Source organism: Pedobacter sp. AC163 (genome assembly GCF_979258665.1).
In genome coordinates, this window is sequence record NZ_OZ409872.1 from 1,476,805 (window position 1) to 1,492,613 (window position 15,809).

Sequence of the window (15,809 nt, forward strand, 5' to 3'; positions counted from 1 at the left end):
TAAAATCAGGCGCCTGAAGTATCCGCTTAGTATCCGGTTCCCCGGCCGCCCCTTGGACTAAATTTGCTTTGAAATGCCGGACATGTTCTTTGCGAACAAGCTGAGAATAAAGTTAAAAGTATTAAGACAGTGAAAATGTAAGCGAGCTTCATGGGATCTTTTTCTTACAAATTTCAGCTTCTGCTTTCATTACTGAAATAGTCTTTTATGGCTACAGAAAAAAATCTTCTGTTAACAAAATCGGTAACATTCTCAATGCAATATTTTCTTATTTGAGCTTATAATATTACCTTGATGCTGCTATATAAATCTTCCAATGAAAAATTTCATCCTCGCCTTTTTACTCATCGCTTCTTTTAGATTATCTGCCCAGGAAAACTTAAATTTTGGCAAACAGAAGGAACTTGTCTCACCAGAAATTCATACTGATAAAAGTGTAACTTTCCGATTGTACGCACCACAGGCAAATAAAGTAGAACTGCAAGGCGATATGCTTAATCAAACTGGAAATGCACAAATGCAAAAACAAGGCGACGGCATCTGGACTTACACCACTGCTCCATTAAAATCGGAATTATATAGTTATTCATTCGTGTTAGATGGTGTAAAAACCAGAGATCCGAGCAATGTGTACCAGATCAGAGATGTAGCTTCGGTAGTAAATGTGTTTTTAGTGGGCAATGGAAAAGCAGATCATTATGCAGTGACTGATGTTCCCCACGGCACCCTGGCTAAACGATGGTATAACTCGCCAGGAAACAATATGAACAGAAGATTAACGGTTTACACTCCACCTGGCTACGAAAGTGGAAAACAAAAATACCCTGTTTTGTACTTGCTTCACGGCATGGGTGGCGATGAGGAGGCCTGGGCAGCACTCGGACGTACGGCTCAGATTTTGGATAACCTGATTGTCAAAGGAACCGCCAAACCAATGATTGTGGTAATGCCGAATGGCAATGTGGCACAACAGGCAGCGCCAGGTGAAGATGTAAAAGGACTTTATAAACCCACCATGCAACTTCCACATACGATGGATGGAAAAATGGAAGAAACCTTTGGCGATATCATTAAATTCATAGAAAGCAATTATCGGGTAAATGCCAATAAATCGCAAAGAGCCATTGCTGGTCTTTCTATGGGTGGCTTCCATTCCTTACATATCTCCAGGTTTTATCCCAAAACATTCGATTATGTCGGGCTATTCTCTCCCGCTATTATGCCCTTCGGAAAAACCAATTCTCCGGTATACGAAAATATAGATGCCACCTTAAAAAACCAGTTTAGCAATGGCTTAAAACTATATTGGATAGGGATTGGTAAAACAGATTTCCTTTACAAAACCGTTTCCGATTACCGCAATAAACTAGATAGTAATCAGATGAAATATACTTATGTCGAAAGTGAAGGTGGGCATACCTGGGCAAACTGGAGAGATTACCTCGTTCTTTTTGTACCGCAGCTGTTTAAATAACAAAAAACATCTCCAGGAACGGAACTAACAATCAAGCAATTAGTTTTTCGGTAAACGCTCCCTGATTCTGGATATATATTTCTGACGATAAAAGATGTCTTTGATAGCGGGTAGTAAACTTTCTGCATTAGCAGGACTTTCATCAAACTGTTTAACCAGTTTATCCAGCTCGTTTTCGAGCTGCTGCTCAATAACATCTACCTCGCCCCGCACCTGCGATAATTTGTCGGCATCAGGCTCAAATTCCAGATCCATCAGCGCTTCATTCACCTCCATCATTTCCATCAAAAAACTTTGAGGTAATTGATATCCTTCATCAGTTTCTACAATTCCTTTAAGTTCCAACACATATTTCAATCTTCTTTTAGCATTGCTCAAAGTTTGGTAAGCTTTATTGTTCAGAGTGGATAAAGTCAAAACCTCCTCTTGTTTTTCAGCGCTTTCATTCGCGTAAAAATCTGGATGGTATTGCTTGCTCAAAGCATAAAATTTAGCTTTTACCTGCTGCTGATCGGGATTGAACTGCACAGGCAATTCATAGAACTCGAAATAATTAGGCTGTTGCGTTTGCTCACTCATAATAGGATATAATTAAAAAGCCGCAGATGCAGCTCGAAATCAAACTGCATCTGCGGCAATATTATTAATTTGATTTTACTTCCCGAAAGATTTTAAAATATCATTACCAAAAGCAAACACCATTAAACAAATGAGGATTACAAAGCCTACAATCTGTGCTTTCTCCAAAACCTTTTCGCTTACTGGTTTGCGTTGTACCATTTCAATAAGTAAAAACACTACGTGGCCTCCATCTAAGCCTGGGATAGGTAATAAGTTCATAAAGGCCAGTGCCATGGAAATTAATCCGGTAAGCGTCCAGAATTTTACCCAATCGAAGGTTGAACCATAAACTTTGGCAATGCCAATCGGACTGCTGATGTTACGGGCGCTTAATTTGCCAGTGATCATCTTCCCAATGCCTTTCGCATTATCTAAAAAGGTACTGTAAGCCATTGTTGCACCAATAGGTAGCGATTCGGCAAAGCCAAAACTTACATGCGCAGTTTCTGGCATTTTAAATCTCGGCCCAATTCCAATTGTTCCGTCTTTACTAACATTCACATCGAAATTGATTTCCTTTCCGGCTCTAAGCGCAGCAATATTTATCGTTTTACCCTTGTTTGCAAAAACCTCATCTTTAAACTGATCAAAGAAGGTAACCGGTTTTCCGTTAACAGCTAAAATGCTATCTCCTTTTTTAATCCCAGCGGCATATGCCGGATAAACTGGTTTTGTATAGGGCCTTTTGAACAGTTTATCGAAAAACGATTGTTTGTCGGCTTTTTCATCTGGTTCCAAAACGGTTTCCACTCTTGCCATTCGGTAACGTGGGGCAATAAAGTTTTCTTTATCGTTTTTAGAAAGTTTGTTTAAAATAGTATCCGGAACAGAAATATAAAGCGTTTGATTGCCACGCAAAATGGTCAGCTGTGCTCCATCAAACAATACTTTACTAGAAATGGCGTCTTCAAATTTTATCAGCTTACTTCCATTGATGGCCAGAATTCTGTCTCCATTTTTAAGCCCGATTCCTTTTCCTATCGAACCTACAGAGATTCCATCTGTTAACTTTCCATTTACGGTATAGGTTTGTCCATATTTAAAGGTAAGCATCCAGAAAATAATTACACCTACAACTATATTGACAATAATACCGCCAAGCATCACAATTAAACGCTGCCAGGCTGGTTTCGAACGAAATTCCCAGGGTTGGGCAGGCTGAGCCATTTGCTCGGTGTCCATACTTTCGTCAATCATCCCCGCAATTTTCACGTAGCCACCTAATGGCAACCATCCCACACCATATTCAACATCTCCTTTTTTGAAGCTGAAAAGTTTAAAACCCCATGCATCAAAAAATAAATAAAACTTTTCTACTTTAATGCCAAATGCTCTTGCTGCAAGAAAATGCCCTAATTCGTGTAGTATTACCAATAAAGACAATCCGAGCAACAGCTGCCCCGCCATAATCAATCCATTCATATTTGCTTATAAAATTTTTATGTTAGATGTTAAACTTTACTTTTTGTTACTAATTCGCTGGCGAAGATACGGCTATGTTTGTCAGTTTCTAAATAATCGCTCAATTGTGGCTTCTCAATGAAACTAATCTCTTGCATACACTGCTCAATTACTTCGCTCATTTGCAGGAAACCAATTTTATCCTTTAAAAAAGCTTCAACTACAACTTCATTGGCCGCATTTAAAATACATGGCATGTTTCCTCCCTTCCTCAAAGATTGAAATGCCAGTTTTAAGTTTCTAAAGGTTTCCATATCTGCCTGCTGGAAACTAAAATTTGGATAATCCAGAAAGTTAAAACGTTTAAAATCGTTTTTTAGCCTGTCGGGATAATTTAAAGCATACTGAATAGGCAATTTCATATCCGGAACGCCCATCTGTGCCTTCATTGATCCGTCAGTAAATTGAACAATGGAATGAATAATCGACTGCGGATGCACAATCACGTCTATTTGATCTACTTCAAGATTAAACAACCACTTTGCTTCAATTACCTCCAATCCTTTATTCATCAGCGAGGCCGAGTCGATGGTTATTTTCGCACCCATTACCCAATTGGGATGTTTTAAGGCTTGCTCTTTTTTTACTGAAGATAAAAATTGCTGGTCTTTACCCAGAAAAGGACCTCCGGATGCAGTAAGATAAATTTTTTCGATTTCATTCTGCTCCTCACCTACCAGACACTGAAATATGGCGGAATGCTCCGAATCAACCGGAAGGATTTTAACCCGGTATTCCTTTGCTAAATTTGTGATATACTCTCCAGCGACAACAAGGGTTTCCTTATTGGCAAGGGCAATATTTTTTCCTGCTTTTATTGCGGCAATAGTTGGCTTCAAGCCCACTGAACCCATCAATGCAGTAAGCACAATATCGCTTTTTGGAAAAGCAGCAACTTCTGACAATGCTTCCTCGCCTGCTAAAACTTCGATGTTAAAAGACGATAATGAATCCTTTACGTACAAATATTGGCTTTCATCACAAATCACAACGGTTTCGGGCTTAAATTCCCGTGCCTGCTGGATAAGCAACTCAGCATTTTTAAGCGCAGACAATACAGAAACCTTAAATATTTCAGGATGATCCCGAACAACTTCGAGTGCCTGTGTGCCTATACTTCCTGTAGAACCTAAGATGGTTATGTTTTTCAAATTTTATTCTTTTATTCAATTCTTCTTTGGACAGGTATAATCCAATATACCTTCCGCCCAGCATTGCCTGAGTACTGTATCTTCGTTCACCTCAATCCGGCCTAACAAATTTTTGGGAATGCAGTACCCCAGCTTCAGCACAAACTTTAATACAAAAATTTTCAGCCGGTGTTTTTTGTTTCTTTTTTGACATCAAAAAGAAAGAAGCCCGTCCGGCTAGGACAAAGTAAATATCACGCCATCGCTAGAAGCCCTTTATCAGGAAAGGACAAATGAGATTGCCACGTCGTGCCTCCTCGCAATGACGATCTACTTAATAATGTATCCCATCAACTCATCAGCCAACTTCCTATCATTACTCAATCTTGGCACTTTGTTCTGTCCGCCCAATTTACCTTGGCTTTTCATATAATTTACAAAAGCATCTTTTTGCAAAGTACGTATAATTAACGGCTGAAGGATATTCCCTTCAATGAGGTCAAAGTAGTAAATATTTTTCTTTTGCAAAGCCTGATCAACTTTTTTGCTAAACGAGATCATATCTTTTGGAAGCGATGAAAACTCCACAAACCACTCATGATAAGGAAGTTCACCAGCCTTCGGATTAACCTGAGGCGCCACTGTAAATTCCGTAATCTCCACTTTTTCTTCGTTTGCCACAGTTAACAAGGCATGCTCTACCTCTTCTCCAATTACATGTTCGCCAAAAGCGGAAATAAAATGTTTAATACGCCCTGTAACGACAATTTTGTATGGATTTTTGGAAACAAACTTAATGGTATCGCCAATGCTGTATCCCCATAAACCTGCGTTTGTATTGAGTACGAGCGCATAATTGGTTTCTAACTCAACTTGGCCAAGCGATAAACGAGTAGGTTTTTCGTTGTGATATTCATCCGCTGGAATAAACTCATAAAAAATCCCGGCATCAGCCAATAACAGCAAACCTTTATCTTTTTGCGAATCCTGATAAGCAATAAAACCCTCAGATGCGGGGTAAGTTTCAATCGAGTCGATTCTCTTGCCGATGCTTTGTTCTATTTTCGCCCGATAAGGTTCGAAGTTCACTCCGCCATAAATAAACAAGCTGAAGTTCTTAAAGATGTCGGCAATTTTCTTTCCTCCGCTCTTTTCTGATAGTTTATCGAAATACATCTGCACCCAAGGTGGAATACCAGAAATTAAAGTCATGTCTTCGCTGATGGTTTCATCTACTATGGCATCTACTTTTTGCTCCCAATCTTCGATAATGTTGGTTTCATAAGAAGGCAATCGGTTTTTCTGCAGATAGCCAGGAACATGGTGCGCCACAATGCCTGACAAACGACCAACGTTGATTCCGTTTTTCAGCGTCAGCACAGGACTCCCTTGTAAAAAAATCATTTTTCCGTTTACAAAATCTGTTTTACCAGTTTCATGAATATAAGTAAGTATGGCATTCCGAGCAGCTTTGATATGCTCAGGCATCGATTCCTTAGAAAGCGGAATATATTTTACGCCAGAAGTTGTTCCTGATGTTTTGGCAAAGTAAAGCGGCTTTCCTGTCCAAAGCACATCACTTTCGCCTGCAACAACCCGATCTACATATCCTTTTAAAGCTTCGTAATCGCGAATGGGAACATTTTCTTTAAAATCCTGATAGTTTTTTATCTCCGCAAAGCGATGGTCGTTCCCGAAAGCGGTATTTTCCGCCGTTCTGATAAGATTTTGAAGAATTTTATCTTGTGCCTCAACGGCATTCTTTTTCCACTTATTAATTTGCCATACTGCAAATGCTGCAAAAGGTTTACTTAACGCCGCTTTTAACCCCATATCTCCAAACCCTTAAACGGGCTTCTCCTTTCTAATGTTAATATTCAGTTCGTTAATAATAAAAAGCATAAAATTTACTCTGTTTTTAACGCTCCCATTTTGGAGAGCTGAGACCTAAACGATATTGTGTAAAATATCTGGATGTTCATCGCCCTTATACTCTCCTGCAATTTTACGGTAGGCTACTGTTAATGCCACACTCGATAACGGAACAATAATAAATGAGCTTAAAATATTTACGGCGAAGGCTACAAATGGCCAGTGTAACATGTTAAACACCAAATAAATTAAATAACCCCCACCTAAAACCAGTAGCAATAAAAGAATTTTAGTGAAATTTCCTTTGGTAATGGCAAGACTTAGTTTAATAGATTCGAAAGGCGCTACATTTTTATCGATGATGAAAAACGGAAAAAAAGAAATCCTAAGCCAGGTGATAAATATGGCCACTATACCTACCGAGATGGCAACGTTTTTAATCACATCTAAACTTAAACCTGTGTAGATAAACGGAAACGCAACTAAGATAACCACCAGATAAACACCTAAAATACAACCAACAAAATAGAGTGTAGCGATAAGAAAGCGAATAATTTGCTGCCGTGTTGGAAGTGTATCTACAATTTTGACATCATTTTCCTCATCATCCATTAAATGAAAAATGTATTTGAATAGCGATAAATTGATGGTAAAATAAAGAAAGACAAAGATAATGGCCATTACAGCACTCAACGCTTTGCTTACATCTTTAATAAAAAATGCCATTAAGCTGGATGCGCTTGCAGTGATAAACATCAGAAAGCAGAGCGTAGCGATAGAAAAATAGTGTTTTCTGGTAATGCCCCATGCTTTTTGAATAACATCGTTAACGGCAAAAGTGCTTTCTTTTAGATAATTGATCATTGTTGTTTGAATACCACTCGTTTAAATAAATCCTGTATAAATCCTAAACCATAGGCGGTTAGTTGGATGAACGAAGATATAATGCTCAAAAATGCAACTTTTAACGATTTATTTACAGCCCAGGAATGAAAAAATATCAACATAAAGTACACCAAAAGCAGAAAGTTACAAACATAGGCTAATGGCGGATAGATGAAGTTACATAAAATGGTAAAGCCAAGGCCTACGGTAAATACTGCCGGAAAAAAGTGGACCAATTTGAGCTCTTTTGGGAAGTGTTTATAAATATTAATCCTTGCCCGCCCGAAAAAGTGCAATTGTTTATAAAACTGGCTAAAACTAGTTCTGCGTTTGTGGAATACTTTAGCCTCTGGAATTAATCCGATTTTAAAGCCAGCTTCATGGATCCTGATGCTATACTCGATATCTTCCCCTAACCGGGTCAAAATGAAACCACCAACTTTTTCCCAGGCCTGGCGGGAAACACCCATATTAAAACTTCGGGGATGAAATTGGCCAACATGTTTTTTGTTACCTCGAATTCCACCGGTTGTGAAAGGCGATGTCATGGCATAGCTAATGGCTTTTTGTACTGGAGTAAAGCTTTCATGTGCAGCATCCGGACCACCGTAGGCATCTAAGTCGTGCTCGTAAAGATAGTTTCTCACAATTTCCAAATAATCTGGCGGAACCAGAATATCAGAATCGAATATGATGAAATAATCTCCTGAAGCCCGCTCAAAAGCATAATTCCGGGCAAAACCTTGCCCTGCGTTTTCTTTGAAATAATATTTTATATCGAGTTTTTCCGCATAAGAATCTACAATTGTCTTCGCATCATTTTTAGAACCATCTTCAATCACCAAAACTTCAAACTGTAAAAAAGTTTGTTTAGTTAAGGTGTACAAAAGTTCGTCGATTTCTTGCGGACGATTATAAAGCGGAATGATTATAGAGAAAAACATGTAAAAAGGTTGAAGGTTGAAGGTATAAAGGTTGAAGGTTATGGCGGCTAACGCCCTCCGCCTTCTTCCCTTCTACTTTAATTCCTTTTCTATTAAATATTGATTTCTTTCTGGTGCGTTCCGAGATAAAAGTTCGGCAATAAAGCCTGCTAAAAACATCTGCGAACCCACCACTATTGCCACCAATGATAAATAAAATAACGGCTGCTGAGTTACATCGCGATAGGCTAAGCCTTTCCAAATGAGAATCTGCTTTTCTACAAGTACATAAAGTGACATGATAATTCCTAAAAAGAAACTCAATACTCCTAATGAACCGAAAAAGTGCATAGGCCTTTTACCAAATTTACCAACAAAGAAAATAGAAAGTAAATCTAAGAAACCATTAATAAATCTGCTAAAGCCAAATTTAGTTGTTCCGTATTTTCGAGCACGATGCTCTACAACTTGTTCTGAAATCTTATTAAACCCTGCCCATTTCGCTATTACCGGGATATAGCGGTGCATTTCTCCATACACTTCAATGGTTTTAACCACATCGCTCCGGTATGCTTTTAACCCACAGTTGAAATCGTTTAATTCAATTCCACTCATTTTACGTGTGGCTGCATTAAATAATTTAGTCGGCACTGTTTTAGTGATGGGATCGTAACGCTTTTTCTTCCAGCCAGAGATCAAATCAAGTTTCTCTTCTTTAATTCGACGGTATAATTCTGGAATTTCATCTGGACTATCTTGTAAGTCGGCATCCATTGTAATCACCACATCGCCTTGAGTAGCCTCAAAGCCAACATTTAATGCCGCAGATTTACCGTAATTTCTTCTGAATTTGATACCCTTAATAGCTGGATTTTGTATTCTAAGTGTTTCGATAACTTCCCATGATCGATCAGTACTTCCATCATCAACTAAAACAATTTCATAGCTGAAATTATTTTCAACCATCACTTTATCAATCCAGGCCGTTAATTCGGGCAGCGATTCATCTTCGTTAAATAAGGGTACTACAACTGATATATCCATTGTTAAGCATAAACCTCGCAGGTTTTAAAAACCTGCGAGGTTTGTTTAAAGTAAAACGTGCAAATTTCATCAAATTAAATGATAAAACCTGCACGTTCGAAATTTTGTAGATAGAAATTAGATTTCTGAGTTGAAATCTTCGAATCTTAATGGTTTTTCTCGTTTAAATATTGCTGCAAAAATCAATGCAAAAACAAATATTATTGAAATCGCGATTGTAATATTCTTAAAAACAGACTGTGGTGTAAGCTCATTTTGCTTGGCGAATTGCTCATCCATCTTTTTACCCTCTTCATCTAACTTTTCTTGTTCAGTGCCCTGATTTTTCATAAATATCAGAGTTGTATCCTTTATATGCTCCTGCATCTTTTCGGTAGCACTAGGATCGATTACTTTGGTATAAAGTAAATTCAAAGAGAAGGAAGCAAGCCATCCTAGTAAAAAAACAATGAAAATTGATTTTAAAGCTTGCTTGAAAGTCCAATATCCGCCTATATTTTTACGGAGATTTTTTAACACAAAGACAGACAAAACAATTGGACCTACAATTAAAAATACTAATGGATAGATAATAACCATTGTCCAAAAAGAATTTGCGGTTTGCATTAAGAATAGTAATGCAATTCCTAAAACAAACATTGCTAAACCTAATATTAAACCACTTTTAAATATTTCTTCGTAAACTTTAGGCTGTGCATCGTTTGAAATTATCTGCTTTTCCATCTCAAGATTTAATTTAGTTATTAATGGTTGTAATCAATATATAAGTAGCCGAATCGAACGATTTGTTACTGCTAAATTGAATTAATTCTTTTGTTGTGGTTGCACTGCCTTCTACATCAAGGAAAAAAGCCATAAAAGGAACAAATAATTCTTGCATTTCTTCGCTAATGTTAAGCGTTGGAGCAGTTTTACAAATCTCTTCCACGCTGCTCTCAGCTAACTGCTGATTGCTAATCATTTCTTCGTAAATTTCAAATTCATCTTGAAATTCATCATCTTCAACCAGTAAAAACTCTTTTAAGAAATCACCCAACTCTGGCTCAATATCTTCATCTTTACATTCTTTGATGTATAAAAGAAGGTTTAAAAGCTCCGTTCCTCTATCAATTGTTTCTTCCTCTATATTAGCCCATTCATCGCTTTCTAAGTAATCATCTTCTAATTTTTGAACATCGCTGCTAAAGAAATTAACCATTAACAAGTCGAAAAATACCTCACGCAATTCGTCAAATTTTGGATGCGAATCGAAGACTTCGTCAAAAGCAACAACTTTGTCCATGAACTTCACATCCAGCTCAAAAGCCGCAATGAGTTCTGTTTCGAAACCTTCTACGTTGATAGCCGCAACTTCAGCATATTTATTTAACGATGCGACAAGCGCCTTTTTTACTCTGTTATCCATATTTTAAAATTTAAATGAGCAAAGATGAAAGAACAATGATTAAAGCTAGTAAGCCTAATAAAATCTTCTCCTTGCTTAATCTTCACCGATGCCCCTTATATTGTTCTTTGTTCCTTATTCTTTAATCCTTAAACAATTGTTGATTATTATAACCTAATGTTACTTTTCCAGTTAGTTCTGTCCCTAAAAGTGGACTATTAGCAGATTTTGAATAGTTATTTGCCGCATTATATAGCCATTTTTCATTCGGATTATAAACCGTAAAGTTAGCTACAGCACCTTCTTCAATTACAGGAATATTTAAATTTAGCAATTTACGTGGGTTAATAGCCAATTTCTCCGCAATTAAGCTGGCGTCCAATCCTGCCTTTAACAATAATGGAAGAACGGTTTGCAACGCAATGATACCGTAATGTGCAATTTCAAACTCTACATTTTTAAATTCAATTTCCTCAGGACGATGCTGCGAAGTGATGGCATCAATTGTACCATCTTTCAAACCTGCGATAAGTGCTTTTACATCAGCTTTGCTACGTAATGGCGGTTTCACCTTGTAATTGCTATCGAAATCTGTCAGCAAATCTTCCGTAAAAACCAAATGGTGTGCGGTAACATCGCATGAAATTTGAACGCCATCTTTTTTCGCCTTGCGTATTAAAGCAACTGAACCAGCCGTAGAAATATTGCTGATGTGAATTTTTGTTTCATTGTACTGCGCTAAAAAAATATCGCGGGCAATATGCATTTCCTCGGCCAAAGCTGGCAAGCCTTTCATGCCTAAAAGAACCGAATTTTTGCTCTCATTAATTTGCGATTTGCCTGCAATCGATTTATTTTCCGGGTAAACCATCAGCAAAGCATCAAAACCCTTGGCATATTGTAAGGCACGACTCATAAAACCATCGTCCTGCAGCGCTTTGTCGCCATCGGAAAAAGCGACAGCACCTGCCTGCTGCATATCAAACAGTTCTGCCAATTCTTTAGCCTCCCGATTTTGACTAATGGCTCCTACCGGATATACATCAACCAGATTATTTTTCGCTTTGTTGATGATATATTCTACCTGCGATTTTGATTGAATAACCGGATCGGTTTGAGGCAAAAGTGCCAAACCAGTAAAACCACCAGCTTTTGCTGTAGCAGTTAAAGTTTGAATATCTTCTTTAGTTTCGAAACCAGGATCGCCGGCAGCGCAATTTAAATCGAAAAAACCGGGACTTAAGAAAGAACCTTCAGCATCAAAAACGTTTTCTTCTTTTTCTGGTGATAGTTTTCCTATGCTTTGAATTTTACCATCTATTACCCGAATATCGCATTGCTGCTTATTAAAACTACTTTGCGGATCGGCAATGGTTACATTTTTAACTAGGAGATTCATATTGTTTTTTTAGGGTTGTTAAAAAATCGAATGAGCAGAATTTCAGCAGCAATAAAAATCAGTGACAAAATTAGACAAAGTTTCCATAAAGTTTGTCCGATTTCATTAGCACCTGCAATTAATTTTACTGCATCTTTATCAGCATCAAATACTTTCAAATTACTTTCAGCCGCAAGATTATCCAATTCTGTTTTATTCGAATAATGCATATCAGATTCCGTTCTACCGCTATTAAAAGCATAAACAGAAATCAGGGAGTCGGCCAAGGCAAGGTTATAAAAGCCCGCACTTTTTATTTGATCGGCGACATAAATAAGCGTTTTGCCATTAATCTGACGGATTTCAGGAATTGCCTCGAAGTTTTTAGCGCTTAGCTTTAAGGTTTGATTTTTACCCAAATTAATTCTCTTGCTGGCCAATGCATTATCGTTTCCAAGATGATAATACAGTGCTGTTTCATTGCCAGCGTTTAAAGCCAAACGGTACATTAAAGGAACAAAAACCGGGTGCCGAGCTAAATTCCCATCACCGGTGTTGAGGCCCGTTGCCGATAAATAAACAGCGCCATTACCCACGCCGTATTTAGCGAAGAAAAGTTTCCCACCTGGAAAGGAAAGAATATTCTCTTTGTTTGCCGATTTACTTTCTACAAAAGAAAAATATCGTTGAGCTACCGGCAAATCGAGATTTTTAGGAATGTCTTCGAAAACAGTTTTAAAAATCGGGTTCTGTAAATCAATCTGATCTACTTTAGTTTCTGTAGTATTTAAATTCTGAATAATGGGCAAAGACAAGCCACTTAAAAAAGCGTTGTAGGTTTGTATATTAGCATCTAAATCCGGGAAAATTGCAATGGCTCCGCCTGCGTTCAAATAAGTCTTTAACTGTTGTGCCAAGCCAGTAGATGGATTTTTTAATCCGTTTAGTACAATTAAACCGTAATTAGCAAAACCACTGTAATTTATATTGTTTTCTCCATTCTCAGTGAGTTTGTAATAATTGTCTGCAGCAAAAAGCGCTTTGATATAATTTCCTGCGTTCGCTCCATTAATGCTCAAAACAGGTAAACTTTCATCAACCTTAAAACTAAAAGATAGCGTATCATCAAACGTAACCGGGAAATCTTTAATGGCTATTTGCCCCTTTTGCCAGCCTGCTTTCAAGCTGGAAAAGCTCAAAGTATCCGTTTTAGTTTTTCCTGCTGGAATAGTCATTGCACTTAAACCTTTCTGCTGGTTGTTAATGCTTAGTTTCAAAGGAATATTTTTCGCCTCCTCATCAGAATAATTTTTTAATTGAACAACAAGTTTCTCACTTGCACCCGGCTGGTGGTTAGGAGAAAGTGTCCACACACTATCCACAGCAACATTTGGTAAACCAGTAGCATTCAACTTTATGAAAGCATATTGGATGTCTTTCTTTGTTGATAATGTTGGTCCTTTAGCAATATTTTTCTGAAAATCTGAGATAATAAAACTGTATTTGTTGACTGGGCCAGTTAAAACATTGCCTTGCCGGTTTAATATCTGCTGCAGATTTCTATTTGCCGCGGAAATCTGAACATCGTCAAGTGCTTTCAAAAACTCATCTGCATTTAATAATCTTTGATGTTTTCCCTCGAAATCGTTTGTTAAAAGCTGAAAACGATCATTTACCCCGAAGCTTTTAATTAACTCTTTTGCTCTCCGTTTCGCCTCATCCAATAGATTGCCATCTTTGTTAATGGCCTCCATACTATAAGAATTATCGATATAAATGCTAATTGAGTTGTTCTGGTTGGTAGTTTTTTGACCTTTGAGCGGGATATAAGGTTGCGCAAATGCAAGTACAAGGAAGATTAATGCTAAAATCCTCGAAAATAAAATCAGTAAATTTTTAAGCTTTTCTCGTGATGAATTTTGTTGCTCAACTTCTTTTAAAAGCTGAACATTAGAGAAATAAACTTTTTTAAATTTTCGGAAATTGAATAAATGAATGATGACCGGAATTGCAACCGATAATAGTGCGAAAAGAAAGCCCGGATAAAGGAAATTCATTAAAAACCAAAGATAGAAAAATTATGGAAAGAGGCGAACTTCAATTATAATAAACTAGTTCTAATACGCAAACCCTGGAAATTCAATATTTACGATCTTCCACTGATCATTATGCAGTGCAAAGTACAGCTTAAACGGACCGCTTACAATTTTTGATTGTTTCTGAATCACATTTCTATAACCGGCCACACCTTCTACAAAACCCATTCCTTTCCCATCAGCTAACAACTCAAAATTAACATCAATAATATCATATCTCCCACCAACATATTCATCAGATTTACCAAAAATTCCTTTCAGCCGGCTAACAATAATCCCTTTTCCAATCACCTTATTACCAGGTAATATAAAGAAATCGTTAAGCTCTTCAGTAATCGCTTTAGACTGTTTAAACCATGAGTTTATGAATCTAATGGCACTATTAACGATGTCGGCTTGATGATTAAAGGTGGTATTATCTTGCATGGTAATCTTTCGAAAAGTAATCGACCGGCATAAAACCGGTCGATTAAAAACTTGGCGAAGTTAACTATTCTTTAGTGTTTATCTAATTTAATAGCGGCAATAGTTGCTTCTACGCTACCTTTTCCTCTTCTTCCTTCTCTGGAAACATAACCGATAAAATTACCGATATGATTAATACACCTCCAATAACAATCAGCGAATAAACTGAATCGATGTGGAAGAATGGAGCAATAATCATCTTGATCCCAATAAAAGACAGGATAATTGCCAACCCGTATTTTAATTTGCTGAACAAATGGATGAAGTTATCCAATAAGAAAAACAAAGCACGTAAGCCCAGAATGGCAAAAATATTTGAAGTATAAAGGATAAAAGGATCTTTAGAAATCGCAAAAATAGCAGGGATAGAATCGACTGCAAAAAGCAAGTCGGTAAATTCGATTACCGCAACAACAACCAATAATGGCGTAGCTAGTTTCACCCCGTTTTCCATGGTAAAAAACTTGTCTCCGTCGTATTTATCGCTTACTCTGAAAAATTTCCTCACTAATCTTGCTCCGCGGGTGTTATTATAGTCTTCATCATCGTTGTCATCATCAGCCGACCACGACTTTATTCCGGCATACACCAGGAATAACCCGAACAGCGTCATGATGATATTAATGTCGTATTTGAAGCCAGCCACTCCAAACAGACTCAAAATTTTATTTAAGTACGTTAATTCAATGAAAAATGCGCCAGAAAAAATAAAGATCGCCCTTAAAACCAAGGCACCAATAATCCCCCAGAATAGCACTTTGTGCTTGTTTTCATTGGCAACATCAAAAAACTTGAACACCAGAATAAAAACGAAAAGGTTATCTACAGAAAGTGCTTTCTCTATCCAGTAAGCTGATTGAAACTGAGTGAATTTATCAAAACCCAACTCATAATAAACAGCACCACTAAAAATCATTGAAAGAGAAATCCAAACGATTGACCAAGTGATGGCTTCTTTGTTAGATATGGTGTGGCTTTTTTTGTTGAAGAGACCTAAGTCAATGATCAGCATTATAACAACCACTACCGCAAAGCCTGCAATTAAAAGTGGGTGATCAAACATGTTATTATTCATT

At 37.5% G+C, this 15,809-nt stretch carries 14 protein-coding genes; 1 reads left to right on the plus strand and 13 read right to left on the minus strand.

Annotated elements, in window-relative coordinates:
• Positions 1 to 316 precede the first annotated feature (316 nt).
• Positions 317 to 1,474 carry an alpha/beta hydrolase-fold protein gene (locus ACZZZK_RS06145; RefSeq protein WP_463483381.1) on the plus strand — a complete coding sequence of 386 codons (1,158 nt, stop codon included), beginning with the start codon at positions 317 to 319 and terminating at the stop codon, positions 1,472 to 1,474.
• Between the two features lie 39 nt (positions 1,475 to 1,513).
• Here the strand turns inward: ACZZZK_RS06145 and hscB are convergent, their stop codons facing one another.
• From hscB to ACZZZK_RS06210, 13 genes are all read right to left on the minus strand, one after another.
• Positions 1,514 to 2,053 carry a Fe-S protein assembly co-chaperone HscB gene (gene hscB, locus ACZZZK_RS06150; protein WP_463483382.1) on the minus strand — a complete coding sequence of 180 codons (540 nt, stop codon included), beginning with the start codon at positions 2,051 to 2,053 and terminating at the stop codon, positions 1,514 to 1,516.
• A gap of 75 nt (positions 2,054 to 2,128) precedes the next feature.
• A complete protein-coding gene (rseP, locus tag ACZZZK_RS06155; protein ID WP_463483383.1) occupies positions 2,129 to 3,517 on the minus strand; it encodes an RIP metalloprotease RseP in 1,389 nt (462 codons plus the stop codon).
• Between the two features lie 29 nt (positions 3,518 to 3,546).
• Positions 3,547 to 4,707 (minus strand): 1-deoxy-D-xylulose-5-phosphate reductoisomerase, encoded by a 1,161-nt coding sequence (locus tag ACZZZK_RS06160; protein WP_463483384.1) that lies wholly within the window; start codon positions 4,705 to 4,707, stop codon positions 3,547 to 3,549.
• Positions 4,708 to 5,016: 309 nt separating this feature from the next.
• Positions 5,017 to 6,519: a GH3 auxin-responsive promoter family protein gene (locus ACZZZK_RS06165; RefSeq protein WP_463483385.1), complete on the minus strand. Its 1,503-nt coding sequence runs from the start codon at positions 6,517 to 6,519 to the stop codon at positions 5,017 to 5,019.
• 114 nt (positions 6,520 to 6,633) lie between these two features.
• Positions 6,634 to 7,422 carry a hypothetical protein gene (locus ACZZZK_RS06170; protein ID WP_265797878.1) on the minus strand — a complete coding sequence of 263 codons (789 nt, stop codon included), beginning with the start codon at positions 7,420 to 7,422 and terminating at the stop codon, positions 6,634 to 6,636.
• Positions 7,419 to 8,387 carry a glycosyltransferase family 2 protein gene (locus tag ACZZZK_RS06175; protein WP_463483386.1) on the minus strand — a complete coding sequence of 323 codons (969 nt, stop codon included), beginning with the start codon at positions 8,385 to 8,387 and terminating at the stop codon, positions 7,419 to 7,421. The genes ACZZZK_RS06170 and ACZZZK_RS06175 overlap by 4 nt, the downstream gene beginning before the upstream one ends.
• Positions 8,388 to 8,459: 72 nt before the next feature.
• On the minus strand, positions 8,460 to 9,410 hold the full coding sequence (locus tag ACZZZK_RS06180) for a glycosyltransferase family 2 protein (protein ID WP_463483387.1): 951 nt from the start codon (positions 9,408 to 9,410) through the stop codon (positions 8,460 to 8,462).
• Between the two features lie 117 nt (positions 9,411 to 9,527).
• Positions 9,528 to 10,133, minus strand: coding sequence for a DUF4199 domain-containing protein (locus ACZZZK_RS06185; RefSeq protein ID WP_463483388.1), 606 nt, complete (start codon positions 10,131 to 10,133; stop codon positions 9,528 to 9,530).
• 13 nt (positions 10,134 to 10,146) lie between these two features.
• Complete coding sequence (locus ACZZZK_RS06190) at positions 10,147 to 10,815, minus strand: hypothetical protein (protein WP_463483389.1); 669 nt, start codon at positions 10,813 to 10,815, stop codon at positions 10,147 to 10,149.
• Between the two features lie 121 nt (positions 10,816 to 10,936).
• A complete protein-coding gene (locus ACZZZK_RS06195; protein WP_463483390.1) occupies positions 10,937 to 12,193 on the minus strand; it encodes a dihydroorotase in 1,257 nt (418 codons plus the stop codon).
• On the minus strand, positions 12,190 to 14,229 hold the full coding sequence (locus ACZZZK_RS06200) for a vWA domain-containing protein (RefSeq protein ID WP_463483391.1): 2,040 nt from the start codon (positions 14,227 to 14,229) through the stop codon (positions 12,190 to 12,192). Before ACZZZK_RS06200 ends, ACZZZK_RS06195 begins: the two co-directional genes overlap by 4 nt.
• Before the next feature lie 60 nt (positions 14,230 to 14,289).
• Positions 14,290 to 14,694 carry a hypothetical protein gene (locus ACZZZK_RS06205; protein WP_265797885.1) on the minus strand — a complete coding sequence of 135 codons (405 nt, stop codon included), beginning with the start codon at positions 14,692 to 14,694 and terminating at the stop codon, positions 14,290 to 14,292.
• Between the two features lie 109 nt (positions 14,695 to 14,803).
• On the minus strand, positions 14,804 to 15,808 hold the full coding sequence (locus tag ACZZZK_RS06210) for a TerC family protein (protein WP_056849598.1): 1,005 nt from the start codon (positions 15,806 to 15,808) through the stop codon (positions 14,804 to 14,806).
• Position 15,809 lies beyond the last annotated feature (1 nt).